Annotated in this window: 21 protein-coding genes; 16 read left to right on the plus strand and 5 right to left on the minus strand. The window is 71.5% G+C overall.

Annotation, left to right across the window (positions count from 1 at the left end):
- Window positions 1–44: 44 nt before the first annotated feature.
- From ACGFIV_RS22475 to ACGFIV_RS22535, 13 genes are all read left to right on the plus strand, one after another.
- A complete protein-coding gene (locus tag ACGFIV_RS22475; RefSeq protein ID WP_358548096.1) occupies window positions 45–2,198 on the plus strand; it encodes a glycogen debranching N-terminal domain-containing protein in 2,154 nt (717 codons plus the stop codon).
- Between the two features lie 22 nt (window positions 2,199–2,220).
- Complete coding sequence (locus tag ACGFIV_RS22480; protein WP_358548098.1) at window positions 2,221–3,363, plus strand: glycosyltransferase family 4 protein; 1,143 nt, start codon at window positions 2,221–2,223, stop codon at window positions 3,361–3,363.
- 69 nt (window positions 3,364–3,432) lie between these two features.
- Window positions 3,433–4,206 carry an enoyl-CoA hydratase-related protein gene (locus ACGFIV_RS22485; protein ID WP_358548100.1) on the plus strand — a complete coding sequence of 258 codons (774 nt, stop codon included), beginning with the start codon at window positions 3,433–3,435 and terminating at the stop codon, window positions 4,204–4,206.
- Between the two features lie 157 nt (window positions 4,207–4,363).
- Entirely contained in the window at window positions 4,364–4,732 is a 369-nt protein-coding gene (locus ACGFIV_RS22490) for a hypothetical protein (protein WP_358548102.1), read from the plus strand.
- Window positions 4,729–5,964, plus strand: a complete 1,236-nt coding sequence (locus ACGFIV_RS22495; RefSeq protein ID WP_392837418.1) for a DUF6395 domain-containing protein — start codon at window positions 4,729–4,731, stop codon at window positions 5,962–5,964. Before ACGFIV_RS22490 ends, ACGFIV_RS22495 begins: the two co-directional genes overlap by 4 nt.
- Complete coding sequence (locus tag ACGFIV_RS22500) at window positions 5,961–6,803, plus strand: M55 family metallopeptidase (RefSeq protein WP_358548108.1); 843 nt, start codon at window positions 5,961–5,963, stop codon at window positions 6,801–6,803. The genes ACGFIV_RS22495 and ACGFIV_RS22500 overlap by 4 nt, the downstream gene beginning before the upstream one ends.
- Before the next feature lie 3 nt (window positions 6,804–6,806).
- Window positions 6,807–8,435, plus strand: coding sequence for an FAD-dependent oxidoreductase (locus tag ACGFIV_RS22505; RefSeq protein WP_358548111.1), 1,629 nt, complete (start codon window positions 6,807–6,809; stop codon window positions 8,433–8,435).
- Between the two features lie 3 nt (window positions 8,436–8,438).
- Window positions 8,439–8,963 carry a YbaK/EbsC family protein gene (locus tag ACGFIV_RS22510; protein WP_392837422.1) on the plus strand — a complete coding sequence of 175 codons (525 nt, stop codon included), beginning with the start codon at window positions 8,439–8,441 and terminating at the stop codon, window positions 8,961–8,963.
- A 401-nt stretch (window positions 8,964–9,364) separates the two neighbouring features.
- Entirely contained in the window at window positions 9,365–11,596 is a 2,232-nt protein-coding gene (locus tag ACGFIV_RS22515) for a protein kinase (protein ID WP_392837424.1), read from the plus strand.
- Window positions 11,593–13,740, plus strand: coding sequence for a serine/threonine-protein kinase (locus tag ACGFIV_RS22520; protein ID WP_392837426.1), 2,148 nt, complete (start codon window positions 11,593–11,595; stop codon window positions 13,738–13,740). The genes ACGFIV_RS22515 and ACGFIV_RS22520 overlap by 4 nt, the downstream gene beginning before the upstream one ends.
- An 83-nt stretch (window positions 13,741–13,823) precedes the next feature.
- The gene (locus ACGFIV_RS22525; protein ID WP_358550815.1) at window positions 13,824–15,047 is read left to right on the plus strand and encodes a serine/threonine-protein kinase; all 1,224 of its coding nucleotides are present in this window, start codon (window positions 13,824–13,826) and stop codon (window positions 15,045–15,047) included.
- 321 nt (window positions 15,048–15,368) lie between these two features.
- Window positions 15,369–16,148, plus strand: a complete 780-nt coding sequence (locus tag ACGFIV_RS22530) for an electron transfer flavoprotein subunit beta/FixA family protein (RefSeq protein ID WP_358550817.1) — start codon at window positions 15,369–15,371, stop codon at window positions 16,146–16,148.
- Window positions 16,149–16,157: 9 nt separating this feature from the next.
- On the plus strand, window positions 16,158–17,111 hold the full coding sequence (locus ACGFIV_RS22535) for an electron transfer flavoprotein subunit alpha/FixB family protein (RefSeq protein WP_392837429.1): 954 nt from the start codon (window positions 16,158–16,160) through the stop codon (window positions 17,109–17,111).
- A gap of 109 nt (window positions 17,112–17,220) precedes the next feature.
- Here the strand turns inward: ACGFIV_RS22535 and ACGFIV_RS22540 are convergent, their stop codons facing one another.
- Both ACGFIV_RS22540 and ACGFIV_RS22545 read right to left on the minus strand, forming a co-directional pair.
- Window positions 17,221–18,435 carry an MFS transporter gene (locus tag ACGFIV_RS22540; RefSeq protein ID WP_358550821.1) on the minus strand — a complete coding sequence of 405 codons (1,215 nt, stop codon included), beginning with the start codon at window positions 18,433–18,435 and terminating at the stop codon, window positions 17,221–17,223.
- A 382-nt stretch (window positions 18,436–18,817) separates the two neighbouring features.
- Window positions 18,818–19,327: a TetR/AcrR family transcriptional regulator gene (locus ACGFIV_RS22545; protein ID WP_358550823.1), complete on the minus strand. Its 510-nt coding sequence runs from the start codon at window positions 19,325–19,327 to the stop codon at window positions 18,818–18,820.
- Window positions 19,328–19,384: 57 nt separating this feature from the next.
- On the opposite strand from ACGFIV_RS22545, the gene ACGFIV_RS22550 reads away from it, so the two are divergent.
- From ACGFIV_RS22550 to ACGFIV_RS22560, 3 genes are all read left to right on the plus strand, one after another.
- On the plus strand, window positions 19,385–20,545 hold the full coding sequence (locus ACGFIV_RS22550) for a cysteine desulfurase family protein (protein ID WP_358550825.1): 1,161 nt from the start codon (window positions 19,385–19,387) through the stop codon (window positions 20,543–20,545).
- 5 nt (window positions 20,546–20,550) lie between these two features.
- Window positions 20,551–21,486 (plus strand): MerR family transcriptional regulator, encoded by a 936-nt coding sequence (locus ACGFIV_RS22555; protein ID WP_358550827.1) that lies wholly within the window; start codon window positions 20,551–20,553, stop codon window positions 21,484–21,486.
- A gap of 309 nt (window positions 21,487–21,795) precedes the next feature.
- Complete coding sequence (locus tag ACGFIV_RS22560; protein WP_392837433.1) at window positions 21,796–23,190, plus strand: DUF2079 domain-containing protein; 1,395 nt, start codon at window positions 21,796–21,798, stop codon at window positions 23,188–23,190.
- A 251-nt stretch (window positions 23,191–23,441) separates the two neighbouring features.
- Here ACGFIV_RS22560 and ACGFIV_RS22565 read toward each other — a convergent pair whose 3' ends face one another.
- The 3 genes from ACGFIV_RS22565 to ACGFIV_RS22575 form a co-directional block, all read right to left on the minus strand.
- A complete protein-coding gene (locus ACGFIV_RS22565) occupies window positions 23,442–24,752 on the minus strand; it encodes a multiprotein-bridging factor 1 family protein (RefSeq protein WP_392837435.1) in 1,311 nt (436 codons plus the stop codon).
- Between the two features lie 155 nt (window positions 24,753–24,907).
- The gene (locus tag ACGFIV_RS22570; RefSeq protein ID WP_392837437.1) at window positions 24,908–25,531 is read right to left on the minus strand and encodes a 2'-5' RNA ligase family protein; all 624 of its coding nucleotides are present in this window, start codon (window positions 25,529–25,531) and stop codon (window positions 24,908–24,910) included.
- 119 nt (window positions 25,532–25,650) lie between these two features.
- Window positions 25,651–26,694: a DUF695 domain-containing protein gene (locus ACGFIV_RS22575; RefSeq protein WP_358550835.1), complete on the minus strand. Its 1,044-nt coding sequence runs from the start codon at window positions 26,692–26,694 to the stop codon at window positions 25,651–25,653.
- Window positions 26,695–26,813 lie beyond the last annotated feature (119 nt).

Genomic DNA, 26,813 nt, shown 5'->3' on the forward strand with positions numbered 1-26,813 from the left:
GACGGAGGCAACGCGATTTCATCCGTGAAGGAGCGTGATCCGCCGTGGAAGGCTGGACATTCGAGGGACAGCCGGGAGCCCTGGGCGACACCACGACCACGCTGGTCGAGGGGGGATCGTTCTGCGTATGCGAGCAGAACGGCGACATCCTGCCGGGCGGGGCCCAAGGCGTGTACTACGCCGACACCCGCCTGGTGTCCCGGTGGGAACTGCGCGTCGATGACGCCCCCCTTGAGAGCCTGAAGGTGGTGCCGGGGGAGCCGTACCACGCCACCTTCCTCGGACGGACCCCGCCCCGGCCCGGCCGGGCCGACAGCACGATGCTGGTGATCAGGGATCGCTACGTCGGCGGCGGCCTGCGTGAGGACGTCACGCTGCGCAACCTCGCCGACGAGGCCGCGGGATGCCTGGTCACCCTGATGGTCGCCTCCGACATCGCCGACCTGTTCGAGGTCAAGGCCCACCGCATCCAGTGGGTGACCGACGTCGAGACGATCGTGGACAGCACCGGGCTGAAGATCGTCTCGGCGAGCCGGTCCCGGGGGGCGCGGGTCATCGCCGACTCCGAGGGGGCGGAGTTCAACGCGATACCCGGCCTGCTGACCTTCAGGACCGTCGTGCCCGCGCGCAGCGAGTGGCGGGTCACCCTCCAGGTGAACCCGATCCTCGACGGGGAGGAGGCGCCCGCCTGGTTCTCCGCGCGCCGCCCGGTCGAGCACGCCGAACCGGCCATGCGCCTGGCCGAATGGGTGCGGAGCAGCCCGGCCATCAGCACCACGAACGTCCCCCTGGCCCAGGCGCTCCGCAGGTCGAGGACGGACCTCGGCAGCCTGAGGCTTTTTGAGAAGGACCGCCCGGAGGAGCTTCCTTCGATCGCGGCCGGCGCGCCCTGGTTCATGACCCTCTTCGGCAGGGACTCCCTGCTGACCTCGTGGTTCGCGCTCCCGCTCGACCAGACCCTGGCCCTCGGCACGCTGCGCCGCCTCGCCGAGCTCCAGGGCACCAAGGTCAACCTGCTCACCGAGGAGGAGCCCGGCAAGATCCTCCACGAGCTCCGGTACGGCGTGGAGCCGGGGGCGCCCGCCTCCGCCGGAGGCCAGCCGTACTACGGGTCGGTCGACTCCACCCCGCTGTTCGTCATGCTCCTCGGCGAGCTGCGGCGCTGGGGCCTGGCCGGTGACGACGTACGGCGGCTCCTCCCGCACGCCGACGCGGCACTCGGCTGGATCGAGGACTACGGCCAGTGCGAGCGGTTCCTGTGGTACCGGCGCAAGACCGACCGCGGCCTGGTCAACCAGGGGTGGAAGGACTCGTTCGACGGCGTGAACTACTCCGACGGCAGCCTTGCCAGGGCTCCGATCGCCCTGGCGGAGGCCCAGGGGTACGTCTACGCGGCCTACATCGCGCGCGCCAACCTCGCCCACGAGGAGGGGGACGCCGAGACCGAGGGGCGCTGCGAGAAGCAGGCGGAGGCCCTGCGGGAGGCGTTCAACGAGCGGTTCTGGATCCCCGAGCGGGGCTACTACGCGATGGGGCTCGACGGGGAGGGGCGCCTGATCGACGCGCTCGCCTCCAACATGGGCCACTGCCTGTGGACGGGGATCGTGGACGAGGACAAGGCCCCGTCCGTGGCCGAGCACCTGGTGTCGCCGGAGATGTTCAGCGGGTACGGCGTGAGGACCCTGGCGACCGACATGGGCGCCTACAACCCGATGAGCTACCACAACGGGTCGGTCTGGCCGCACGACAACGCGATCATCGTGGCCGGGCTGATGCGCTACGGCTTCGTCGAGGCGGCCCAGCGGATCGCCGAGGGGCTGCTGGAGGCGGCGCAGGCGTGCGCCGGGCGGCTCCCCGAGCTGTTCTGCGGGTTCGGGCGTGAGGAGTTCCCTGCGCCCATCCCGTACCCGACCTCGTGCGCGCCCCAGGCGTGGGCCGCGGCCACACCCATCCACCTGGTCAGGTCGCTGCTGCGGTTCGACCCGTGGGTGCCCTACGGGAAGGTGTGGGTGGCGCCCGCGCTGCCTGACGGGTTCGGCCTTCTCCAGGTGTCGAACCTGCCCCTCGGTGAGGCCAGGCTCATGGTGAAGGTGCAGGAAGGCGACGACTCCGCCACCGTCTGCGGGCTCCCCGGGGGAGTCCAGCTGATCAACGAACCGCGCCCGCCGACGGCGGTCTCCGCGCCGGACCGTGACTGATTTCGCGACGTCACGGAGGGGTATGAGCACTCCGGGGATCCGGCTGGAGGTGCGCTCCGACATGGCCACATCGATCGGCGTCTTTGGGCGGCGGCACGCTCCGCGACAGGCCGGAGGCTCTGGAGGCCTGCATATCGCCATGGTGGCGCCGCCGTGGTCGGAGGTGCCGCCCAAGGGGTACGGCGGCATCGAGGCGATGCTGTCCGACCTCGTCGGCGGCCTGATCAGGCTCGGCCACGATGTGACCCTCATCGGGGCGGGCAGGACCACGACCAAGGCACCCTTCCTGCGCACCTACAGCCGCGCGCCCTCCGAACGCATCGGCGAGCCGATGCCGGAGGTGCTGCACACGGCCATCGCCGCCCGGCTCCTGGCCCAGCTGGACGCCGACATCGTTCACGACCACACCCTCGCGGGGCCGCTCACCGCCCTGGGCAGGACCGCCCCGACCGTCGTGACCTGCCACGGGCCGGCCGACGGGGAGCTCGGGGAGTACTACCGCACCCTGGGCGACCGCATCTCCCTGGTGTCGATCTCGCTCGCCCAGCGGACCTACGCCCCCGACCTCAACTGGGTCGGGCAGGTGTACAACGCCGTTGACACCCGCACGTTCCCCTACAGGGAGCGCAAAGAGGACTGGGTCCTGTGGATCGGGCGGTTCGCCGGGGACAAGGGGGCCCATCTGGCCATCGACGCGGCGCGCGCGGCCGGCCGGCGCATCGTGCTCGCGGGCAAGCTCGTCGAGCCGGCCGAGTTCGCCTACTTCAACGAGCACGTCCGCCCGAGGCTCGGGCCGGACGCCCGGTACGAGGGCGAGGCCAACATCGTGCGCAAGCGCCAGCTCATGGCGGCGGCGCGCTGCCTGCTCTTCCCCATCACCTGGCAGGAGCCCTTCGGCCTGGTGATGATCGAGGCCATGGCCTGCGGGACGCCCGTGGTCGCCCTCGGGCTCGGGTCGGTGCCCGAGGTGGTGGTCGACGGGGTCACGGGGTTCGTCCGGCGGTACCCTCACGAGCTGCCCGCCGCCATCGAGGCGGTCGACGGGCTGCGCCCCTCCGACAGCCGCGCGCACGTGGAGCGCGACTTCGACGTCATGTCCATGGCGACCGGGTACGAGCGGGTCTACCGCGAGGTCGTCGCGCGCGCCGGGGTGCCGATCCGCTGATCGCGCCCGCCCGTATCGTGGTGGTGCCGCGCTCCCGGGATCGGGGCGCGTACCACTGAGGAGGGCGTCATGACGGAGTTCGTACGTGTCGAGGCCGGCGGCGGGGTCGCGACCATCCGGCTGGACCGGCCGAAGATGAACGCCCTCAACGGGCAGGTCCAGCGGGAGCTGGCCGCGTGCGCCCGCCAGGTGGACGCCGACCCGGCCGTGCGCGCCGTGGTCATCTACGGGGGAGAACGGGTGTTCGCCGCAGGGGTGGACATCAAGGAGATGGCCGACATGACGTATGCCGATATGTCGGCACACTCGGGGGAGCTCCAGGCGTGTTTCACCGCCGTGGCGAAGATCGGCAAGCCCGTCATCGCGGCGATCACCGGCTACGCCCTCGGAGGGGGCTGTGAGCTGGCCCTCTGCGCCGACTTCCGCATCGCGGGCGAGGGCGCCAAGCTCGGCCAGCCCGAGATCACGCTCGGCATCATCCCGGGCGCGGGCGGCACCCAGCGGCTGCCGCGCCTGATCGGCCCGGCCAGGGCCAAGGACCTCATCTTCACCGGGCGCCACGTGGGCGCGGCCGAGGCGCTCGCCATCGGCCTGGTCGACAAGGTCGTCCCCGACGCCGACGTCCACGCGGAGGCGCTCGCCCTCGCCGAGCGGTTCGCGGACGGCCCGGCCGTCGCGCTGCGCGCCGCCAAGCAGGCCGTCGACCACGGGCTCGACGTCGACCTGACCACCGGCCTGGAGATCGAGCGGCTGCACTTCTCCGGCATGTTCGCCACCGAGGACGCCCGCGCCGGGCTGCGCGCGTTCGCCGAGAAGACCAAGCCCGAGTTCACCGGCCGCTGACCGGCTCGTACGGCCTGCGGGCACGCCGCCGCGGGAAGGGCGGACGGCGGGCGTGCCCGTAGCACCGGGCCGGGGCGGTGCCACCATGGGGAATATGACATAACGGTATTCATCGGCAGTTCGGAGAGATCATGGTTTCCCGCTAAGGTGACCGATCATGTCGCGGTTTGTAATGCGCGTCCTGGCGCCTCTGCGGGTCCGGCGCGCCATACTTGGCCGGTTGGACGGCCGTTACGTGACGCGGGCCGATCACCGGCAGGACGTCCGGGATTCCCTGTGGGAGGTCCAGGCGCTGAAGCGGGAGGTCACGGCGCTGCGGCGCGAGGTCGACCAGCTCCGTCGGCGTGCTGCGGGCCCGACCGCGCCCTCCACCGACCCGAAGCTCGCGGCCAGGGTCGAGGACGCCCACCGGCTCGCCACGGAGACGGCCTCGGCCGTCGACCACGTGCTCCAGTCCGAGGTCCTGATCTGGCAGGCCATCGACGCGATCCGCGAGGCCGGGGGCTCGGAGAAAGCGGCCCCATGAGGGTGGGCTGGGCGGTGGACGGCGATCTCTGGAGGCTGCGCCTCCGGCTGGATCCCGGTGAGGACCTCACCGGCACCGTCACCGACGGCCAGCGGGTGGAGCTCGCCACCGACACCTGCCACCTGCGGCTGCCGCGTTCGACCGGTGAGGCGTCCGTCCATCCTGACCTGCGGGCACTCGCCGCGTGGACGGTGGTCGCGCCCTGGACGTCCGGCAGGATCGTCTTCGACCGCCCCATCTCCTCCGAGCTGGCCGCGGCCCTCCACAGCGGCTGGGGCGTCGAGGCGGGACCGGCCGGCGAGTCGCCCCGGACGCCGGGGACCCGGCTCGCGATCTCCTACAGCGGCGGCGCGGACTCGGTGGCGGTGGCGGCGATCCTGCCGGACGCGCCCCTGGTCCACTTCCGCAGGGTGAGCCACCCCCGCGTCCCCAACCGGTGGACGCACTACCGGTCCGACGTGCTCGCCGGCCTTGCCCGGAAGACCGGCAGGGACGTGACCACCGTCGAGTCCGACCTGGAGTTCCTGCTGCGGCACCCGCGCCCCGGGTATCCCGAGCACCATGCCGTCATGGCCGGCGCGGTCCTGCTGGCCGGGGCCATGGACCTCGGCGGCGTGGCGCTGGGGTACGAGATCGGCTCGCGGTGGCTCGGCGGCGGCCGGTACGTCCACAGGTACACCCCCGACAACCCCATGTGGTCGGCCCACGGGCCGTGGGGACGCCTCTTCGCCGCCGCGGGGCTGCCCCTGGTCCTCCCGGTGGGCGGGATCAGCGAGGCCATGACGATGCGGCTCGCGCTCGGCTCCGAGCTGCGGGACCAGGTGCGCTGGTGCCTGCGCGGCGACAGCGACGGCCCGTGCGGCCGGTGCGGCAAGTGCCTGTACAAGGAGCTCATCCAGGCCGCCATCGAGCGGCGCCCGATGAAGACCACGATCACCGCGGACCGGCCGGTTGCGCGCAAGTGGCAGCAGCCGCCGCCGTACGGGGGCCAGGAGATGATCGAGTACGGCTGCGCCCACGTGCCCGGCATCGAGGACACCCCCTTCGCGAGGGCCGCCGGGTACCTCGGGGCGACGCGCGAGTCCACCTTGTGGCTGGAGCGGTGCTACCCTCCGGCCGTCGAGGAGATCCCCGAACCATGGCGGAGGGGGATCGAGTCGACCATGCTTGACGAGTTCGGGTTCATGAACGCGGAGGACATGGAGCGGGTGGAGAGCTGGGGACGGCGATGAAGGTTTACCTGTCGGTCGACATGGAGGGCGTGACCGGGCTAACCGACCCCGAGGAGATGCACGCCGGGGGCCGGGGCTACGAGCGCGGCTGCGAGCTGATGACCGCCGACGCCAGTGCCGTGATCGCGGGGGCCTTCGAGGCGGGCGCCTCCGCCGTGGTCGTCAACGACGCCCACGGATCGACCAAGAACCTCCGCGTCGACCTGCTCGACGCGAGGGCCTCGCTGATCCGGGGCCCGGGTAAGCCGATGCGCATGGCCCAGGGGCTGACCGCCGACTTCCAGGCCGCCTGCTTCGCCGGGTACCACGCCCGGGCCGGCGTCCAGCACGGAGTGCTCAACCACACGTGGATGGGCAAGGAGATCCACAACGTCTACCTCAACGGCGAGGTCTGCGGGGAGACCCGGCTGGTGGCCGGGCTCGCCGGGTTCCTCGGGGTGCCGGTCGCGCTGGTGACCGGTGACGAGGCGGTCTGCGAGGAGGCCCGCGCGCTCCTCGGCGACGTCGAGACCGTCGCGGTCAAGAAGGGCATCGACAGGTTCTCCGCCGAGCTGCTGCCGCCCAGCGTCGCCCAGGCGCTGATCCGGGAGGCCGCCGCCCGGGCGCTGAACCGCCTGAGCGACTTCCGGCCCCACGAGGTCGCGCCTCCGTTCACGCTCGGGGTCGAGTGGAACTCGACCGCCATCGCCTCGGGCTGCGCCCTCGTCCCCGGCGTCCGGCTGGTGGGCCCCCGGCACACCGAGTTCACCACCGAGGACTTCCGCGACATCATGGGCCTGCTCGGCGTCTTCGCGACGCTCGCGGGCCAGGTGGCCTGCGGCAGCGGCGTGTACGGCTGACCCATGGAGACCGATGGGTTACCAGGGCGTGACCGGCTGACGCGCAGGTCGCTGCTCGTCGGCATCGGCGCGGCCGGTGGCGCCGGCGCCATGTACGCCGCGATGGGGGTGCTGGGACTGGCCCCCTCCAAGGAGACGGCGCCCGTGCGCCCCGTCGGCGGCGCGGGAGCCCCGGCCCCGTACGTCCCGCCGCAGCCCTCCGACTTCTCCCTGCGCGGCGGGGGTCCGGCCAGGGTGCTCGTGCTCGGCGCGGGCGTGGCCGGGCTGGCGTGCGCGTACGAGCTGGGCAAGGCCGGGTACGACTGCACGGTCGTCGAGGCCCGTGACCGCGTGGGCGGGCGCAGCCTGACCCTGCGCGGCGGGGACGCCGTGACCGAGCTGCCGGACACTTCGGGTGCGGGCGGTGAGACCCAGCGGGTCGCCTTCGGGGCCGGCACCTACTTCAACGCGGGACCGGCCCGCATCGCCCAGTGGATGGTGACGCTCGACTACTGCCGCGAGCTGGGCGTCCCCCTTGAGGTCTTCGTCAACAACAACGCCGGCGCCTACGTCCTCACGGCCGGCATGAAGCGGCCCGTGCGCGCCCGTACGGCCCGCGCCGACGCCTACGGGTACATCTCCGAGCTGCTGGCCAAGGCCACCGACGCGGGGGCGCTCGACGCCGAGCTGACCGGCGCCGACAAGGAACGGCTGCTCGACTTCCTCTCCGAGTTCGGGGAGATCGGCCAGACGCGCGGGTACACCGGCGGCGAGCGGCGGGGGTACCGCGTGAACCCGGGAGTCGGGCCGGGCACCCCCCTCGGCCCGCCGCCCTCGCTCACCGAGATCCTGAGCCAGGGCCTCGGCCGGATGCTGACCATGGACGCGGGCTACGAGCAGGCGATGCCGATGTTCCAGCCCGTGGGCGGGATGGACTCCATCGTCCGCGCGCTCGCGGGACGCGTCGGCGCCGAACGCATCAGGACCGGCACGCGGGTCACGAAGATCACGAACCGGCCCGAGGGGGTCGAGGTCGCCGTCGAGAACGGGGCCCCGCTGAAGGCCGACTACTGCGTCGCGGCGCTCCCCCCGCACCTGCTCGCGAAGATCCCGGGCAACCTCGGCGCCGACGTCAGGGCCGCGCTCTCCGCCCCCGTCCCGCTGTCGGCGGGCAAGCTCGGCCTCGAATTCGGCCGTCGCTGGTGGGAGATCGAGGACCGCGTGTACGGCGGCGCCACCGAGACCGACCTGGACGTGGGCCACATCTGGTACCCCTCCTACGGGTTCCACACCGAGCGCGGCCTGATCGTCGGCTACTACAACACCGGGCAGGACGCCGAGAGCTACGACGGGCTGCCGCACCGTGAGCGCCTGCGCCGGGCCCTGGTCCAGGGACGGAAGGTCCACGGAGGCAGGTACGGCCAAGACCTGCTCACGAGCGTCTCGGTCGCCTGGCGGCGGCAGCCGCACATCGAGGGCTCGTGGGTGCGCTGGCCGTCGATGAACGGGTTCTCGCTGCTCCAGCGGCCCGCCGGACGGGTCTACTTCGCGGGCGACTGGCTCACCCACCTGATCGCCTGGCAGGCCGGGGCCTTCGAGTCCGCCCGTAAGGTGGTGACCGAGCTTCATCACCGCGTACTGAAGGAGGGGTGACCCATGAGGCTGGGCACGCTCGACTGGGTGCCCGCGGGGGAACGGCGCGACCTGCTCGCCGACCCGGTGGCCCGGGCAGTTGCGACCATGACCGACGAGGTCGCGGTGGCGCCCATCGACCCGGCACTCGCCGACACCGCCGCCTTCTGCGAGCGGTACGGCGTGGGGCTGGGGGAGTCGGCCAACTGCGTGATCGTGGCGGCGAAGCGGGGCGGCGAGACGCGCTACGCCGCCGTCATGGTGCTCGCGACGACGCGCGCGGACGTCAACGGCGTGATCCGCCGGCACCTGGACGCCCGTAAGGCCTCCTTCGCCCCGCAACGGGAAGCCGTGGAGATGTCGGGCATGGAGTTCGGGGGCATCACGCCCCTCGGCCTGCCCGACGACTGGCCCGTGCTCGTGGACGCGGAGGTCGCGCGGCAGCCGTACGTCGTCATCGGCAGCGGCATCAGGGGCTCCAAGCTGGCGCTCGCCGGTGAGGCCCTGACCCGCCTGAAGACCGCCGACGTGGTGGCACTCGCCCAGTGAGGTGTCCGCCCTGTAAGACTTTCCGGATATGGGAAACCCTGGGGGCCGCTTTATCCGTTGTACTACCGGGAATGTGGCCTCCTGGTTCATCTCATGGGCGGGGTTTAAGCCGGTATGGTGCTACGTGCCGTCAAGAACCGCGGGCGGATGCCCGCGGAGTGCTCTCATCGCCACTATGGGCCGAAGGGAGAGAGCGGTAGCCGCACGGGGGCGGTCGGCTACCGGTCGGCTGGCAACGGGGGTTGCCCGCCGCGATGGCAGCCGGCTCTGTCGGCGGGCCACGTCATCAATTGCCGACCGGTGTTTTCCGGTATGGGCATTGCGCAAAGTAAGCGAAATGTGACAATTGGAGCAAGGCGCTTCACTCCGGACACCAATGCCGGGGCACCGCCGGAGATCAGATGAATCAGGACGACCGATTGGGCCCCTACCGGCTGCTCCGGCGGCTCGGTGAAGGCGGCATGGGCGTGGTCCATCTCGCCCTCGACTCCCAGGGCAGGCAGGTCGCCGTCAAGGTCCTGCGCGCCGAGGTCACCGGGGACGACGTGGCGCGCCGCAGGCTCGCGCGCGAGGTCGAGACCATGCGCCGTGTGCGCAGCAGGCACATCGCCGAGGTCGTCGACGCCGACGTCACCGGCAGCCGCCCCTACATCGTGACCCGTTACGTCCCGGGCAAGCCCCTGGACGACACGGTCAAGCAGGACGGACCGCTCGCCGTCGGCCCGCTGCTGCGGCTCGCCTATGGTGTGGCCGATGCCCTCGCCACGGTGCACGCCGCCGGGATCATCCACCGCGACCTCAAGCCCGGCAACGTGCTGATGCTCGACGGCGAGCCCGTGCTGATCGACTTCGGCATCGCGCAGGCCGTCGACGCCACCCGGCTGACGCAGACCGGCATGTTCATCGGCACCCCCGGCTACCTCGCCCCCGAGATCATCGAGGGACACGAGGCCGGGCCGGAGGTCGACGTCCACGCCTGGGCCGGCACGATGCTCATGGCCGCCACGGGCCAGCCGCCGTTCGGCAAGGGCACGCTGGAGATGGTGTTCTACAACATCACCGCGGGCAAGGCCAACGTCGACGCCGCCCCGGCGATCCTGCGGCCGCTGCTCCGCGCGGCCTTCCAGCGCGAGCCGGCCAGGCGGCCCACCGCCGCCGAGCTCGCCGCGCAGCTCTCCCGGCTCGTGCCTCCGGGCCCGGGGCAGGGCCGTCCAAACGTCCCCGACGAGATCCTCACGGTTCCTGACATGTCGGGAAATCCGGCCACGGGGACGGCCATGCGCCCCGGGGTGCCGTCTCCGGGCACGCCGGTCGCACCGGCCAAGCCCGCCGAGGAGTACGTGTCCCTGCTCGGCGAGGCGCCGCAGAGCCCCGGGGCCGTGGCAGGCGACCCGTGGCCGACCGTCCGCGTGACCGGCGACGAGCTTCGCAGGGCCGGCATCTCCCGCGAGCGGCCGGTCTCCACCGACGCGCCCGGTGCCCGCCCGGGCACCGGGACCCAGGGCACCGGGGCCCAGGGCACCGGGGCCCAGGGCACCGGAGCCCAGGGCGGCGGGGTGCGAGGCGCCGGGATGCAGGGCGGCGGAGTCCAGGGCTCCGGGGTGCAGGGCTCCGGGGAGGGCCAGGTGCCCACCCGGTACGCCCCGCCGACGCCCGCCCAGCCGTGGAAGGCCGCCCAGCCCGCGCCGCTCGACCAGGGCGAGGTGCCGACGCGGCGCGTGAGGCCCGAGGAGCTGAGCGACCTCGACGTCCAGGCCAAGCCCTACCGCGCCACCCCGGCGTCCCCGGCGGGGCCGGCCGGGCCGGTGCCGCCGCCGCGCTCGCACCAGCGGCCCCCGGCCGCGCAGGCGTCCCCGGCAGGGCCCCCCGCGCGGCCGTACCACCATCAGGCGCTCTTCGAGCAGGCCCCCGACCTGTTCGAGATGACGCCGCACGTGCGGCAGGAGCATCCCGCGCCCTACGTGCCGACCGTGCACCTCCCGCCGGAAGCGACGCACGGCTTGGGGCAGCACCAGGGCCACGGCGACGACCTGCTGCGGCGGTCGCCGGTGTACGGCGTGGCGAGCGTGCTGGCGCTGTTCGTCGTCGTCGGCGCCGCCGTGGTGGTCCCGGTCGTGGTGACGGCGCTGGGGGTCGTCGCCGCCATGCTCCTCAGGGCCGCCGACATCGCCCAGCCGAAACTCGCCACCAGACGCCCGGCCTCCGCCGCCGCCTCCGACGTGCTCCGCGTGCTCGGGCAGCCCGGGGCGCTGGCCAAGTCCATCGGCGTGACCGTCGCGCTCGTGCCGTACGCGCTGATCCTGGGCGTGCCGGTCACGCTCGTCCTGACCTTCCTCGTGAAGTCGTCCGGGAGCATGGCTCTGAGCTGGGGGGTCGCCGTCTCCCTGTGGGTCATCTGCGCGGGGCCGGGCGTCGAGGGGCCGGGCCGCCAGATGACCAGGGCTCTGGCCGCCGCCTTCCCCTCCAAGGGCGCCGCGGCGGCGATCACCGTGATCTTCGGCCTTGCGGCCGCGCTCGTGGCCGTCTACGCGGTGAGCCTGCTCGTCATGCCCGCCGGGGAGGCAGTCTGGAGTCCGGTGGACGTGTCCACCTGGCTCGATCGATTGGAAGGCCTTCAAAGGAAGGCAGGATGACGGGGGAAACGGTGCCGGAGACGCTGGACAGACTCGGTCCCTACCGGCTGTTGCGCCGGTTGGGCGAGGGCGGCATGGGCGTCGTCCATCTCGGCCTCGACCAGGAGGGCAGGGAGGTCGCCGTCAAGGTCCTCCACCCGCACGTGGCGGCCGACCTCAAGGCCCGCGACCGCCTGACCCGCGAGGTCGAGACCATGCGCCGGGTGCGCAGCCCGCGCGTCGCCGAGGTGCTCGACGCCGAGCTGACGGGGGCCACGCCCTACATCGTGACGAGGTTCGCGCCCGGCCGCACGCTGGAGGAGACCGTCCTTTCGGACGGCCCGCTGTCCGCGCGCGAGGTCATACGGCTGGCGCGCGGCCTGTCCGAGGCGCTGATCGCCATCCACGCCGCCGACGTCATCCACCGCGACTTCAAGCCGGCGAACGTCATGCTGGTCGACGGCGACCCGCTGGTCATCGACTTCGGCATCGCCCACCTGGTCAACGCGACCCGGCTCACGCAGACCGGCATGTTCGTCGGCACCCCCGGCTACCTCGCGCCCGAGATCATCAGGGACGAGGGGATCACCCAGGCGGCCGACGTGCACGCGCTGGCGGCCACGGTGTTCTTCGGGGCGACGGGCAAGCCGCCCTTCGGGTCGGGCTCGTTCGAGATCGTCTGCTACAACATCATGGAGGGCCGGGCCAGCATCGACCAGGCGCCCCCGTGGCTGCGTGGCTGGCTGCGCGCCGCCTTCGCGGTGGACGCGGGCGCCCGGCCGAGCGCCCAGGGCCTGCTGGCGATGGCGAGGTCCCTCGACCCGAGCGTGACCTCCTTCCAGGAGGGCCCGCCGGCGCGGACCGGCCACACCCGCAGGCTCGACACCGTCCAGGGGAGCGGGCAGGTCCCCGACGGCACCCGTGTGCTCGACGGGTCCGTCCCGGACGCCACCCACGTGCTGAACGGCGCCGCCTCCGACGGCACGCATGTGCTGAACGGCTCGACACCCGACGGCACCCACGTGCTGAACGGCACGGCGGCCGACCGCGCGCTCGACGACCTCCCGCCGACCAAGCGTACGAAGCCGGCGTCCGAGGACAGCTACTCCGACCTGCTGCCCCCCGTGCGGTACGCCGAGGCCGAGCGTGAGCGCCGGCGCGGCAACCGCGCCGCCGCGCCGCCGCCGGCCCCGCCCGCCGCGCCCGCCGCGCCCGCCGCCTTCCTGCCGCCTCCGGGCGGCCCGGGGTTCGCGCCCCCTCCGGCCTACCCGCCCGCGCCGTACGGGCATCCCGGGCAGCACGCCCCGGCGCCCTACGTGGACCAGCGGGTGGCGGGCTATCCTCCGCCGCCGCCCATGGGGCCCGCCACCCGGGGCGTCGCGCCCCCGCCGACCAACGCCCGCCCGCACCTCCCCGACCAGGGGCGCGGCCCGTACGCGCCAGAGCAGGGCCGGGGGCCGTACGCGGCCGAGCAGGAGCGAAGGCGCGAGCCCGACCGCCCGCGCTACCGCACCGGGCACCCGCTCCTCGCGGCCCTGATGCTGGTCGTCGCGCTCGCGAGCGCGCGCATGCTCCCCGTGCTGGTCGGCGTCCTCATGGTCGTCGTGGCCCTGTGCCTGCGCGTCGGCGAGTACCTCTGGAGCGACCTGGCCGAGCGCCGCTCGGTCCGGGGGAACAGCGCGAGCGATCCGCTGCTCGCCGTGCTCGGCACGCCGTGGGCGTTGATCAAGGCCGCTCTCATGACGGTCGTGGTCACGCCGCTGGCGGGGATGTTCGGCCTGTGCGTGTGGGGCGCGCTGTACTTCCTCGGCGGGATGACCACCGACGCCGCCGCCTCGTGGGCGGCCTCGGCGTTCGTCGGGGGGCTGTTCCTGCTGCCGGGTGGCGGGCCGCCGCGCAAGGCCGTGGCCCGCACGCTCACCGCCGTGATCCGCAGCCCGGGTGCGGGGATGGTGGCGACGATCATCGTCGGCACCCTGGCGTTCTTCGCCGTGGTGACCGCGATGTCCGCCGTTCCCTCCTGGATCCCCTGGCAGGCGCCGTCGAAGGCGATCAGCGCTCTGAGCGACCACGCCAGGAGCAGCGCCATGGGTCTCATCGGCGGCCTGGTCAAGGACCTCATGAACAACCTCGGCCTCGGATTCCTCGCCTTCTGGAGTAAATGACCTGGTCATCGTTTCCTCGATCGCGACTTTGGAAAAAGGTTCGCCGAGGGCGCGATCGCGTAGACGGGGCCGGAAGGAGTGCCATGAGCGTGCCGACGGCTGGTCAGCTCGGGCCCTACCGCCTGCTGTCACGGCTCGGAGCGGGCGGGTTCGGCGAGGTCCACCTGGCGCTCGACCCCGAGGGGCACACGGTCGCGGTCAAGGTCCTGCATCCGCACGTCGCGGCCGACGAGGCGGCGCTCGCCCGGCTGGGCCGCGAGGTCGAGACCATGCGCCGGGTGCGGGGCCCGCACATCGCGGAGGTGCTCGACGCCTCCCTGACCGGCCCCCGGCCCTACCTCGTCACCCGGTACGTCCAGGGCCGGTCCCTGGCGGCGGTGGTCTCCACCGGGGGCCCGCTGCGGGGCGAGGAGCTGGTTCGGCTGGCGCGCGGGCTGGCGGAGGCGCTGGCGTCGATCCACGGAGCCGGCATCGTGCACCGCGACCTGAAACCGGCGAACGTCATCATCGGCGACGGGGAGCCCCACGTCATCGACTTCGGCATCGCGTACGCGCTCGACTCCGCCTCGGTGACCGCCTCGGGCGCCGTGCTCGGCACGCCCGGATACCTCGCGCCCGAGGTGCTGGAGGGCGGGGAGGCGGGTCCCTCGGCCGACGTGTTCTCCTTCGGCGCCACCGTGGCCTACGCCGCCTCGGGACGGCAGCCGTACGGCACCGGGCCGGCGACGGCGGTGGCCTACCGCGTCGTCCACCACGAGCCCGACCTCGATGAGGTGCCCTCGTGGCTGGTGCCGCTGCTGGGCGAGTGCCTGCGGGCCGACCCCGCTGCCCGGCCCACGGCGGCGCAGCTCTGCGCCAGGCTGGGCGTCGTGGCGCCGCAGGTGTCGGTGCCCCCGGCGCGGCGGCCCGTCTCCGGGGTCCGCGAGCCTCCCACCCAGGAGTGGAGGCCGGGCGCGCGGGAGGCCTCCGGTTCCGTCGACGAGGCGCTGGCCCGGCATCGCGAGAAGGTGCGCAAGCGCTGGGTGGTCGGCACGGGCGTCGTCTCCGGGCTGGTCGCCGCCGCCGTGCGGGCGTACGTACCGGAGATGTCCCTGCTGGTCCTCGCGGCGTACGGCATCGGGGTGCTGGTCGACGCGGGGCTGGGCGTCGCGGCCAGAGCGCGGGCGCGCGTGGTGTTCGACCTGGTCGGCGGGGCGGGTACGGTCGGTCTGTACGCCGCGCTGACCGCGCTGTTCAGCCCTTCCACGTTGCTGCTCGCCCTGGCGACGGTGATGGTCGTGCTCGTGATGGTCGCGTTCGCCAGCTGATCCGCCGTGCGCGGAAGCTCTGGAATAAGGTTCGGTAGGGTGGGAAATGAAGGTCGCGAGAGCCGGTACGGCTGCGAGTTTGCCCCTAAGCTACTAGCGGGTAACATAACGGGAGGAAGGGATGGTCCCCGACACGGAGATCGTCCCGGGCCACCCAACGTCACGGCGCCCCAGGGCGCATGACAGTCTGGAGGCGGCTCCCGGTGCCGGTCACCGGGGCAGCCCGCACGACGTGTGCGTACCCCACGTGCACGTGCCGAGGAATCGGCGCCAGCCCAGCGATGTGGTGGCGCCTGTGAAACGGGAGGTCGGCCACCGGCCATGAACATCGTCGTCTGCGTGAAGCAGGTCCCCGACACGGCGACCGAGCGCAAGCTGAGTTCGAAGGACAACACGCTCGACCGTGACGCCGCGGACGGTGTCATCAACGAGCTGTGCGAATACGCCGTCGAAGAGGCGCTGAAGATCAAGGAGGCCCACGGCGGCGAGGTGACCGTCCTCACCATGGGCCCGAGCAAGGCCTCCGACACGATCCGCAAGGCCCTGGCGATGGGCGCCGACAAGGCCGTCCACCTCCTCGACGACGCCCTGCACGGCTCGGACGCGCTGTCCACCTCCTACGCCCTGGCCCAGGCGCTGAAGAAGATCGGTTTCGACCTGGTCATCCTCGGCTCCGAGTCCACCGACGCCCGCACGGGCGTGCTCGCCGCCATGCTGGCCGAGCGCCTCGGCGCGCCGCAGCTCACGCTGGCGAGCAAGGTCGACATCGACGGGTCCGCCATCAAGATCCAGCGGGTCACCGACTACGGCTTCGACAGGGTCGAGGCCACGCTGCCCGCCGTCGTCTCCGTGGTCGAGAAGATCAACGAGCCGCGCTACCCGTCCTTCAAGGGCATCATGGCCGCGAAGAAGAAGCCGGTGGAGACCCTCGGCGTCGCGGACGCGGAGATCGACACCTCCCAGGTCGGCCTGGGCGGCGCCTGGAGCGAGGTGGCGGAGTTCGCCGTCGCCCCGCCGCGCGCGGCCGGCACCATCGTCAAGGACGAGGGCGACGGCGGCTCCAAGGCCGCCGACTTCCTCGCGTCGAAGAAGTTCATCTAAGGGGGACCGATGGCTGAGATTCTGGTTCTCGTCGAGCACGTCGACGGCGCGGTCAAGAAGGTCACCCTGGAGCTGCTGACGCTGGCCCGCTCGCTGGGCGCTCCCTCCGCGGTGTGGGCCGGTCCCGGTTACTCCGCGGACGCCAAGGCCAAGCTGGCCGAGTACGGCGCGGAGAAGGTCTACGTCGCCGACTCCGCCGAGATCACCGACTACGTCGTGGCGCCGAAGGCCGAGCTGCTGGCCCAGCTCGTCTCCTCGGCCTCTCCGGCGGCGGTCCTCGTGGCCGCGACCGCCGAGGGCAAGGAGGTGGCCGGGCGCCTGGCCATCAAGACCGACTCCGGCGTGCTCACCGACGCGGTCGGCCTCGGTGACGGCTTCGTCGCCGAGCAGTCGATCTTCGGCGGCGGCGTCAACGTGAAGTCCAAGGTCGTCAAGGGCACCCCGATCGTCGCGGTCCGCCCGAACTCCACCGCCCCCGAGGCCTCCGCGGGAGCGGCGGCCGAGGAGCAGGTGTCGCTCTCGCTGTCCGACGCGGCCAAGACGGCCAGGGTCGTCGAGCGCGTCGTGCAGGAGAAGGGCGCCCGCCCCGAGCTCGCCGAGGCCGCGATCGTGGTCTCCGGCGGCCGTGGAGTCGGCTCGGCCGAGAACTTCTCGATCATCGAGAGGCTGGCCGACGCGCTCGGCGCCGCCGTCGGCGCCTCGCGCGCCGCGACCGACGCCGGGTGGTACCCCCACCAGTTCCAGGTGGGGCAGACCGGCAAGACGGTGTCGCCGCAGCTCTACATCGCGGCGGGCATCTCCGGGGCCATCCAGCACCGGGCCGGCATGCAGACCGCCAAGACGATCATCGCGATCAACAAGGACCCTGAGGCTCCGATCTTCGAGCTGGCCGACTTCGGCGTCGTGGGCGACCTCAACCAGGTCGTCCCGCAGCTCACCGAAGAGGTCGACAAGCGCAAGTAACCACCTCGCCCGCCGACGGCGGTCACACGTGGAGAGGACGGCGCCGCACCCGCGAAGGCGGGGGCGGCGCCGTCCGCTTCCTGGCCGGGCGCCGGTGTGACCGTCGTGGTCACGCGGCCAGCTTCAGGGGCTCCCTGTCCGCGAGCTCGTGGATCTCGGCGCCGTCCGTACGCGTCTCCGTACGCGTCTCCGAGCGGGGCAGGAAGCGCGCGGCCACCGCGATGAGCACGCCCAGCACCACCGCCACACCGAGCGCCACCCGCAGCGTCGCGGCGTGGCTGATGAAGCCGATCACCACGGGCCCGAGGAGCAGGCCCGCGTACCCCATCGCACCGGTCTGGGCGATGGCCGGGCCCGGGTTGCCGGTGGCCGTACCGGCCAGCGAGATCGCCATCGGCGAGACCGTCGCGACGGCGAGGCCGATGAGGATCATCCCGCCGACGGCGACCACCGGGGACGACGTGGTGATCACGAGCGCGAAGGCCGCGGCCGTGGCGAGCCCGGCGGCGATGATCAGGCGGCGGGCGCCGAACCCGGTGCGCAGCCGGTCGCCGGTGAGCCGGGAGACCAGCATGCCCGCCTCGAAGATCGGGTAGCCGAGGGCGGCGACCGCCTCGGGCGCGCCGATGGTGTCACGCAGGAACAGGCCGTTCCAGTCCGCGACGGCGCCCTCGACCATGAAGGCGCCGAACGCGATCGCGCCGAGCAGGTACACCACCGGGGGCATCCGCCGCCTCGTCTCGCCGGATCCGGTCTCGGTGGACACCGGGTCCGGCAGGAAGCCGCGGCTGAGCAGATACGCTCCGGGGGCCGACACCAGGGCGACCGCCGCCAGGTTGGCCGTGAACGACACCCCGGCCGAGATGGCCACGGTGCCGAGCAGGCCGGCCGACATGGCGCCCACGCACCAGCCGGCGTGCATGCCGTTCATCAGCGGGCGGCCGTAGGCGCGCTCCACCGCCGAGCCCTGCGCGTTCATCGCGACGTCCACGGCCCCGAAGAACATGCCGAACAGCCCGGCCGCGACCACCATCCACGGGAACGACGGGGCGAAGGCCACCCCGAGCAGCGATGCCGCGCAGAGCGGAGCCCCGACCCGCAGGACGGAGCGGCTGCCCGCCCGTGCCATCACCCCGCGCATGGACTGCATGGTCACCAGCGCCCCGAGCCCCCACGAGAGGAGCACGACGCCGACCGAGGCCTCGGACAGGCCGAGTTTGTCGGTCAGCGCGGGGATGCGCACGGTGAACGTGCCGCACATGAGGCCGGCGAGGACGAAGGTGAGGATCGCCCGGGAGCGGGCGGTCCTCAGGTCGCGGGTCATCACAGGGTCCTTTCAAGGGTTCTGCACGAGGGCGTAAGGGTGTGTGGATACGTGGGGGGTCTGCCGCTCCTGGCACGCCGTGGTGGCGCGCGACGCCGTCGCTGGTCAGGCGGGGCCGTACCAGGGGCGCGTCCGGGTTGGGGAGGCACGCCTGCCGGGCCGGGGCGCGGCAGGGAACAGCCTGCCCTGCTCAGGCGGACGGGGGGAGTACGGAGCCCGGCCCCCGGGTGAAAGACCGGGACCGGCCGGAGGCGGCCCGGGTCAGGCGGGACCGCGCACGGGGACGGCCCTTCCTGGAACGGCCCGGAAGGGTGAGCGCCAGGGTCAAGGGCTCTTGAGGAGCCTCAGGAGGGTCAAAAGCTCTTGAGAAGCGCCGGGAGGGTCAAGGGCTCGCGAGAAGCGCCAGGAGCCCGCGGTGGAGCTCCTCGTAGTGGGCCTCGCCGTAGAAGCCCGGGTCGTGGGTCACCACATCCCACAACCCCTCGCACGCGAGCCGGACGATCTGCGCCGCCATCGGGTCGGCCTCGGTCTCCATGCCCTCGCGATGCCACCTGGCCATCGCCTCGCGCAGGGGCGCGAGCAGCTCGGGGTCGCCGGCCGCGCCGGTGACCACCGCCCAGCGTCTCAGGCGCCCGCTCTTGATCGCGATGAACGTCGCGGCGAGGTAGGCCCGGGTGTAGGTGCTTTCGTCCTGGGATGCGACTAAGTGGTCGAAGTCGGCGACGAGCCGCTCGATCATGCCCTTGACCAGGGCCTCTTTGGTGTTGAAGTGGTAGAGGAGACCGCCTTTGCTCACGCCGGCGCGCTCGGCCACGGCCGACAGGGTCAGGCACGGGGCCCCCTGATCGGCTAGCAGCCTTTCCGCCGCGTCCAAAAGCTCATCTTTCCTCACATCCGGAACTATACCGTCCAGACGGTACAGTCGCAAACTGGGTACCCTGGGTACGTCATGGCATACCTAGACCACGCGGCGACCACGCCGATGCTCACCGAAGCGATCGAGGCGATGACCGCACAGCTCGTGCGCGTCGGCAACGCCTCGTCCCTCCACGCGGCGGGCCGCCGCACTCGCAGGGTCGTCGAGGAGTCGCGCGAGACCATCGCCGGCGCGCTCGGAGCACGGCCGAGCGAGGTCGTCTTCACCTCCGGCGGCACGGAGGCCGACAACCTCGCCATCAAGGGGCTCTTCTGGGCGCGCCGCCAGGCCGCGGGGGCCGACCGGGTGCTGATCAGCGCCGTCGAGCACCACGCGGCCCTCGATCCCGCCCACTGGCTGGGCGACCGGCAGGGCGCGTCCGTCGAGCTCCTGCCCGTCGACGAGTACGGCCGCGTCCATCCGGACACCCTCCGGGCGGCGATCGAGAGCGATCCCGGGCGCGTCGCCGTGGTCAGCGTCATGTGGGCCAACAACGAGGTCGGCACTGTCCAGCGGATCCCCGAGCTGGCGGCGATCGCCCGCGAGCACGGCATCCCGTTCCACACCGACGCGGTCCAGGCCGTGGGGCAGTTGCCGGTCTCGTTCGCGGAGTCGGGCGTCGAGGCGCTCACCCTGTCCGGGCACAAGCTCGGCGGCCCGATGGGCGTGGGAGCGCTGCTGCTGGCGCGCGGCGTCGACCCGGTCCCGGTGCTCCACGGCGGTGGTCAGGAGCGCGACGTGCGCTCGGGCACCTTGGACGCCCCGGCGATCGCCGGGTTCGCCGCGGCCGTACGGGCGGCGGTGGAGCAGCGGGAGGAGAAGGCGGCCCGGCTGCGGGCCCTGCGCGACGAGCTGATCGCCAGGGTCAGGGAGGCGGTGCCCGACGTGATCCTCAACGGCCATCCCGGCGAGCGCCTTCCCGGCAACGCCCACTTCTCTTTCCCCGGCTGCGAGGGCGACGCGCTGCTGATGCTGCTCGACGCCAAGGGCATCGAGTGCTCCACGGGCTCCGCCTGCTCCGCGGGCGTCGCCCAGCCGTCCCACGTGCTGCTGGCCATGGGGTCCGACGCCGTACGGGCGCGCGGGTCGCTGCGGTTCACCCTCGGCCACACCTCGACCAGGGCCGACGTGGACGAGCTGGTCGAGGTGATCGGCGGCGTCGTCGAACGCGCCCGCCGCGCCGGTCTGACGTAGGCCTCATGGGCCACGGGACGTACACGATCGGGCAGCTCTCCAAGCTCTCCGGGCTGCCGGTGAAGACGATCAGGTTCTACTCCGACGTCGGCGTCCTGCCCGAGCGGTCACGCACCCCGGCCGGCTACCGGATGTACGGCGAGAGCGACCTGGCGAGGCTGGAGCTCGTCCGCGCCCTCCGCGACATCGGCGTCGACCTCGCGACGATCCGCTCCCTGGGCGAGCGCGATCTCCGTCAGGTGCTCGCCCTGCACCTGCGCTCGGTGGAGACCCAGCTCAAGGCCCTGCAGCGCACCCGGGCCGTCCTGCGGGCCACACTCGACCGGGGCGACACCTCAGAGGCCGACCTGCGCAGGCTCAACACCCTCGGCCGCCTCGGGGCCGCCGAGCGCGAGGCGATGATGGACTCGTTCGTGGCCGAGGTCGGAGGCGGGATCCGCGCCCGCGAGCAGTGGCTGACGCGGCTGAGGGAGGCCATGGTGCCCGAGCTGCCCGCCGAGCCGACGATCGAGCAGCTCGACGCGTGGCTGGAGCTGGTCGAGCTGCTCTCCGACGACGACTACCGGGCGAGTCTTCGCCGGCAGAGCACCGGCTTCTGGGAGAAGCGGCAGCGGGCCGGGAAGCCTGACGCGGCGGGCTGGGATGAGGTCAACGAGGCCGTGGTCGAGACCGCGCTCACCGCCCTCGACGAGGGGGTGGAACCCGCATCCGCCGAGGCGGGGCCGATCCTCGACCGGCTGGTGGCCCTGCTCGGCACGATGCACGGCGAGGCCGACACCCCGGAGTTCCGGCGGTCGCTCTCGCGGGGCTACGAGGAGCACGACCCACGTGCCGTACGCCACTGGGAACTGGTGGCCACGATCCAGAACACCCCATGGCCACCCCCACAAACCCGCGCCCACACCTGGATCGCCGAGGCCCTACGCCTCAACCTCCCCTAACCCGTACTTGATGCCGAAGGCACGCCATTTTGTGCTGCAATTCCGCGTTTGCGTCGTTGAGGTATGACACACTATTCGACTCATGGCGGATATCCATGATTGTGTGAGGTTGATCCGTCGGTGCTTGAGATTCGAAGCGCCCTCATTGGTGCAGGCTTGTCGTCGCAACCGGTCGGGCTGGGATGATTCTCTCATTGCCGACGTCGGTCGCACACCGGAAATCGTGGGATGATCCGCGTCATGTCTACGCGTCGATCTCCTATGTGTCTCCACCACGGTCTTGTAGGAACCCTTACCTTATTAGCCTTCTTGGGATACTCACTGCTTGGGCTGGTCAAATTCTACACATTCCGGACAGGAATCTATGACCTGGTCATCTTCGACCAGGGTGTACGAGGGTATGCGAACTTCGGTCCCCCCCTGTCGTTCGTGAAGGGGAACTGGCAGGAGCTCGGATCGGCATTCTCCCTGCTAGGGGATCACTTCTCGCCGATCCTCGCGTTGCTGGCTCCGCTGTACTGGATCCATAACGGCCCGCAGACGCTCATCGTGGCGCAGGCTGCCCTTCTCTCCCTGGCAGTGGTGCCCTTCTGGACTTATGTCAAGCGTGTACTCGGCGCAAGAGCCGCATATCTGCTCGGTGTCGCCTACCTCTTGTCCTGGCCCGTCGCCGAGGCAGTGAACTTTCACTTCCATGAGTACGCCTTCGTACCGCTGATCACCGCAATTCTGTTCGAAAGACTGCAGGCCCGGCGTCGATCGCACGTGCTGGCGGCGGCAGTTGCCCTACTCATGGTCAAGGAAGACCTGGCGCTCTTCGTCATCGGTCTCGGGGTGAGCCTTCTCCTCGTCCACGAATGGCGCCGTACAGGCACTGTGATGATCGCCACCGGCGTGGGGTTCCTGTGGCTGACCAGCAACGTGATCATGCCCGCCTTCGGTGGTGACCCCGCCCGTTACTGGTACTACAGCGAGTGGGGCAGAACCCCCGGCGCGGCAGTCACACGCATCATGACCCGGCCCCAGGAGATCCTTAGCGTTCTTTCCACCCCGGACACCAAATTGTGGACGCTTCTCCTGCTCATTGCTCCTCTCCTTTTCCTTCCACTGCTGTCGCCCTATGTCCTGGCGCCCGCCGCCTTGCTGGCCGAACGCATGCTTGCCACCGATCCCGGCGCCGCCGGCTGGTGGGGGACGCGCTACCACTACAACGCCGCGATCGTGATGGCCCTCTGCTGCGCCGGCGTCGATGGAGCGGTGCGGCTTCGCCGGGCCGTTCAAGGACGGCGATTGAACTGGTTCACCCCGACTTGGACCGTCGTAACAGCGGTCGTAGCAGTTGGTATCGTGCCCTTCTTCGCATTCGGAAACGTGTTCATGCCGAACTGGTACAAGGCCGGTCCCCGATCCGCAGCGGCTGTGGAAGCCATGCGCCAGATTCCGGACGACGTCCTCGTAGAAGCGGCGAGTGCCGTCGGTCCGAACATGTCGGCTCGTACAAAGGTCGTGGCCTGGGCTGCGAAGACCGCAGCACGTCCCGAGCGTGCCCCATGGATTCTGGCTGACCTCAAAGAAAAGCAGCCGCACTTCGATTCGCTCCAAGACCAGGCTGCGGACGTCGAACTGCTGCGACAGCGGGGATACCATGAAATCTTCTCGCGAGACGGATATGTCGTCCTTTTTGATCCGTCATCGGCAGGTTAGTGGGCGTGGGATATATGCGCGTGCTGTGTCTGCGTCGCATAGGCCCTACGCAACCTGACGATGATGAAAGCGGGGGTGATGCCGGGCCGCGACCTTTTCGGCCAGCGCTCCGCGAAGCTCATCGGCGCTCATCGTGTCCAACATGGCGCCTTCTTTCTGGCCAGGCCGCCGCCGCGTCCACAGGCGCCACCAGGTGATGCGGTGACGGGATGAAACTCGACGGTCAGCCCAAAGCCGGATGTATTTAGTATTCAGGCGTTTTGCGGAGGCGTGCCGGTCAGGAGCGTGTGGAGTTCGATGGCGGACGGGCGAGTCCGCTGGTGGGGAGGGACGGCGCGCAGGACCAGGTTGGCGGTTTCGATCACGTGGTGGCTGCGGTAGGCGGGAGTGACCGCGTCGATCGCTTTTGCCGCCTGACGTAGGCCCTCGTCGATGCCGCCTTGGGTGACCGTGCACAGTGCACTGTGCAGTTGGATGTTGACGAGGTACACGTAGTCCCGCGTGGCCTTCAGCACCTTCTCCCGGGCAGTGCCCGCCGCGGAATCGTTGCCCACTCCGGCGTACACCCAGCTTTCCGCGAAGTGGAGCCCATCTGGCTTCCAGAAGCCATACCGATCTGTGCCGCCCTGTTCCGCGGCCTTGTGCAGGGTGACCAGCCTCCCGAGTGCTTCGTCGTGCCTGCCGAGCATCGACAGCGCCTTCGCTTCGGTGGTCAACAGCTTGAGGTAGGGCTTGTCGGTGAGCTGCTGGGCACTGCGGACCATGCGCAGGATCGTTTCCGGGTCGCGTTGGCCGTAGAGGCCGTGGCCGGTTTCCTCAGCCCGGACGAGGAGGCGGAGCGCCAGGTCCCCCGAGGCGTCGGCCGCCTGACGGGCGCTGTACCACCAGCGGATGGCCGTGCCGTGATTGCCCAGCCGGGTCAGTGCGTTGGCCTGGAGCGAGGAGAGCATGGCGGTGATGCGCTGGAGCTCCGTCACCTCGGCCGGAGTGGAGACCCGGGACTGGCCTCGGACCGTCATCAGGTCGATGAGCAGGTCGGCTGCGACCTGGACGGGAGGGCGGGTACGCAGGGCGTGCAGGTGGTCGGCGCAGGCCAGTTCCCAGTCTTCAAGGGCTCGGTGGGGGTGGCCGAAGGAGAGGTCGAGGAGTCGGCGGAAGGGTTCGGTGGAGATGCCCAAGCCGCTGAGCGTGCCGAGGTCGGCGAGGAGGTGGAGGGCGGCTCGACGTTCCATGTCGTCGTCTCCAATGCCGTCAAAAGTATTTTTCGGATATCTACCCGTGTGGTGTTCTGCTGATTCGGTGGTGGTTTTCAAGGCGATGAGTGTGTCGTACAGGGCGGTGAGGATGCCGTGTGCGCCGTACACCTGGTCGAGGCGGTGGATCATGTCCGGCGGGGGAGTGCGTTCGCCGCGTTCCCATTTGGCGAGGTTGGAGAAGTCGGTGTACATCTGTTCGCCGGCTCGGCGTAGCCCGAGGTTGGGTCTGGCCTCTGGGCAGCGGCGCATGACGGCGCCGAACAGGTGCCAGGCCGAGGCGTGCGGGTCGATCGGGTCTGCGGTCACGGCGCCCCTCGCGATCGTGCTCCGGCACGGCCCCGCCCGGACCGCGCCCCTGTGTGCCTCCAACCACCTTCGATCACTCCTAATTATCGTGCCGCTACCTTGGGTAATGTGCGGGAATCGTGCTATCCCCCGCCTCCTGGCCGGCGTTCCGTGACTCAGGCCTCGCCCAGCGGGACGGAGGCGTACGGCTCCCACTCGTACATTCGGCGGTCGCGGCCGAGCACGATCAGTTCCGCTGTGTCGATGCGGGCCAGGGCAGGCGAGGCGTCAACCGCGTCCAGTGCTTCGCCGATGGGGGCTGCCGGGCCGGTGGCGTTGCTGTAGGCGATGGTGATGTGGGCGGCGAAGCCTTCCTCCGGCTCGGGTACGGCCGGCCAGACCTCGGCGATGGCCTGGCGGATGGCCAGCCGTACGGCAGCCACGGGCGCGGCGGGGGCCGCTTCCCAGCGGACGGCCTCCGGGGTGATGCGCGGCGAGTCGAGCTTGATCTCGAAGGCGGGCACCGCCGAGAGGCGCCGGATGGCTGCGTCCACGATCGCGCGCACGTCCTGTTCGCTGACCTCGTCGACGAAGCCGAGCCCCTGCATGGTCAGGTGCAGCCATTGATCGGGCACCAGGTCCAGGCCGTCGACGCCGGTGAGACCGTGCCGGTAGGCGTGGGCGAGGCGATGGACGTCGGAGGCGTGCTGGAAGGTGACGTGCCAGGTGTAGAAGCGGCGCCCGATACTCCAGCCGGGCCGCCACCACCAATGGTCTGTCATCTGCTGCTGATCACTCACGCGTTCTCCTCACATTCTCCCGCGTGGGCGGAGTGAAGGGGAGCCTCGGGGGTCGCGCCTTGCTTCTTGGTATCGCGCCCGGGTCGGGTTGGGAAGGAGGGTCGGGGCGTGGGTCAGTTTCAGTTGAGGAAGGGGGAGATGGCGATCCAGCCGGGGTCGGTGGTCACCTCGACGTCGGGTGAGCCTTCCTTCCAGCTCGCGGCCAGGTCGCCGACCCGCGACGCCGCGTCTCCCGAAGGGTCGGCGTAGACGTGGAGCACGCGGGTGCCTTCCGAGCTCACGTGGACGGCGAGCACGGCGGTGCCGTCCAGGCGGTCGAGGCGCTGGGCCAGCCGCTCCTCGAACTCGCGGAGCGCGGCCGACGACGCCCCGGCGGGCAGGCCGTCGTCATCGGCCTCGGTGTACGGAAGCGTGATCGCGATGTGCTGGTCGAGCAGCGGGTAGTCGACCGGGCGAAGGGGATGGCGTGCGGTGGCGATCAGGGGTGCCCCACCGGCCGTCTGGCCCTCCATGAGCGCCCACTGGTCCCGCGGGTACTCGGAGGCGAGGTCGGCGACCACGGCGGGGAGGTGGACGGCGGGCACGGCGTCCAGGGGCTGGAAGGTGGCGGCGACGATGTCGCCCACCCAGCGGGCCACCTCGTCCTCGCCGAGCAGCCAGTCGAGGGCGAGGACGGCCGCCTCGATGCGGGTCTCGTCGACCAGGTCAGGAAATATCGGGTGATAGGCGGTGACGTCGATGCGCGGCGTCCCCTTGGGCACCCGCAGCCCGAGCACCAGCTTGTCGAGCGCGAACTCCCGCCCGCCCACGTCGAGGGTCAGGTCGATGGCGCCCGGGTTGGCCTGCCGGGACGGGTGGAACTCCCACACCGCGTCGGCCGGCGGCGCGGCGAGCGCCCAGCGGTGGGCCAGCGGCCTGAGCTCGGGGTTGCCGGCCGCCGAGACCACCAGGGCCTGCCGCGCGGCGCCGCCGGGCGCGATGTCCCAGACCAGCCCCGGATCGAGGGCGGTGACCGCCGGAACCAGCTCCTCGGCGAGCCCTGGGCCGTCGCCCGCCTCAAGCAGGGCGTCGATCCTCGGCCGGGCCTGCGCCCACCACGCCCAGAAACCGGCGATCGCCTGGACCGGCTCACCCGGCTCGTTCTTACGCCCGAACAGTCGCATGGCACTCGATCCTCCCAGGTGTCCGGCGCCTGTGCCAACGCCGGCCGCCGCGGGGCGCGGAGATCTCCGGTGGCCCGCCGGCATCGCAGGGGCGCGGAGATCTGCGGGTGGCTGTCGGC

Source organism: Sphaerisporangium sp. NPDC049003, from assembly GCF_043197795.1.
In the GTDB taxonomy this organism is placed as follows: Bacteria; Actinomycetota; Actinomycetes; order Streptosporangiales; family Streptosporangiaceae; genus Sphaerisporangium.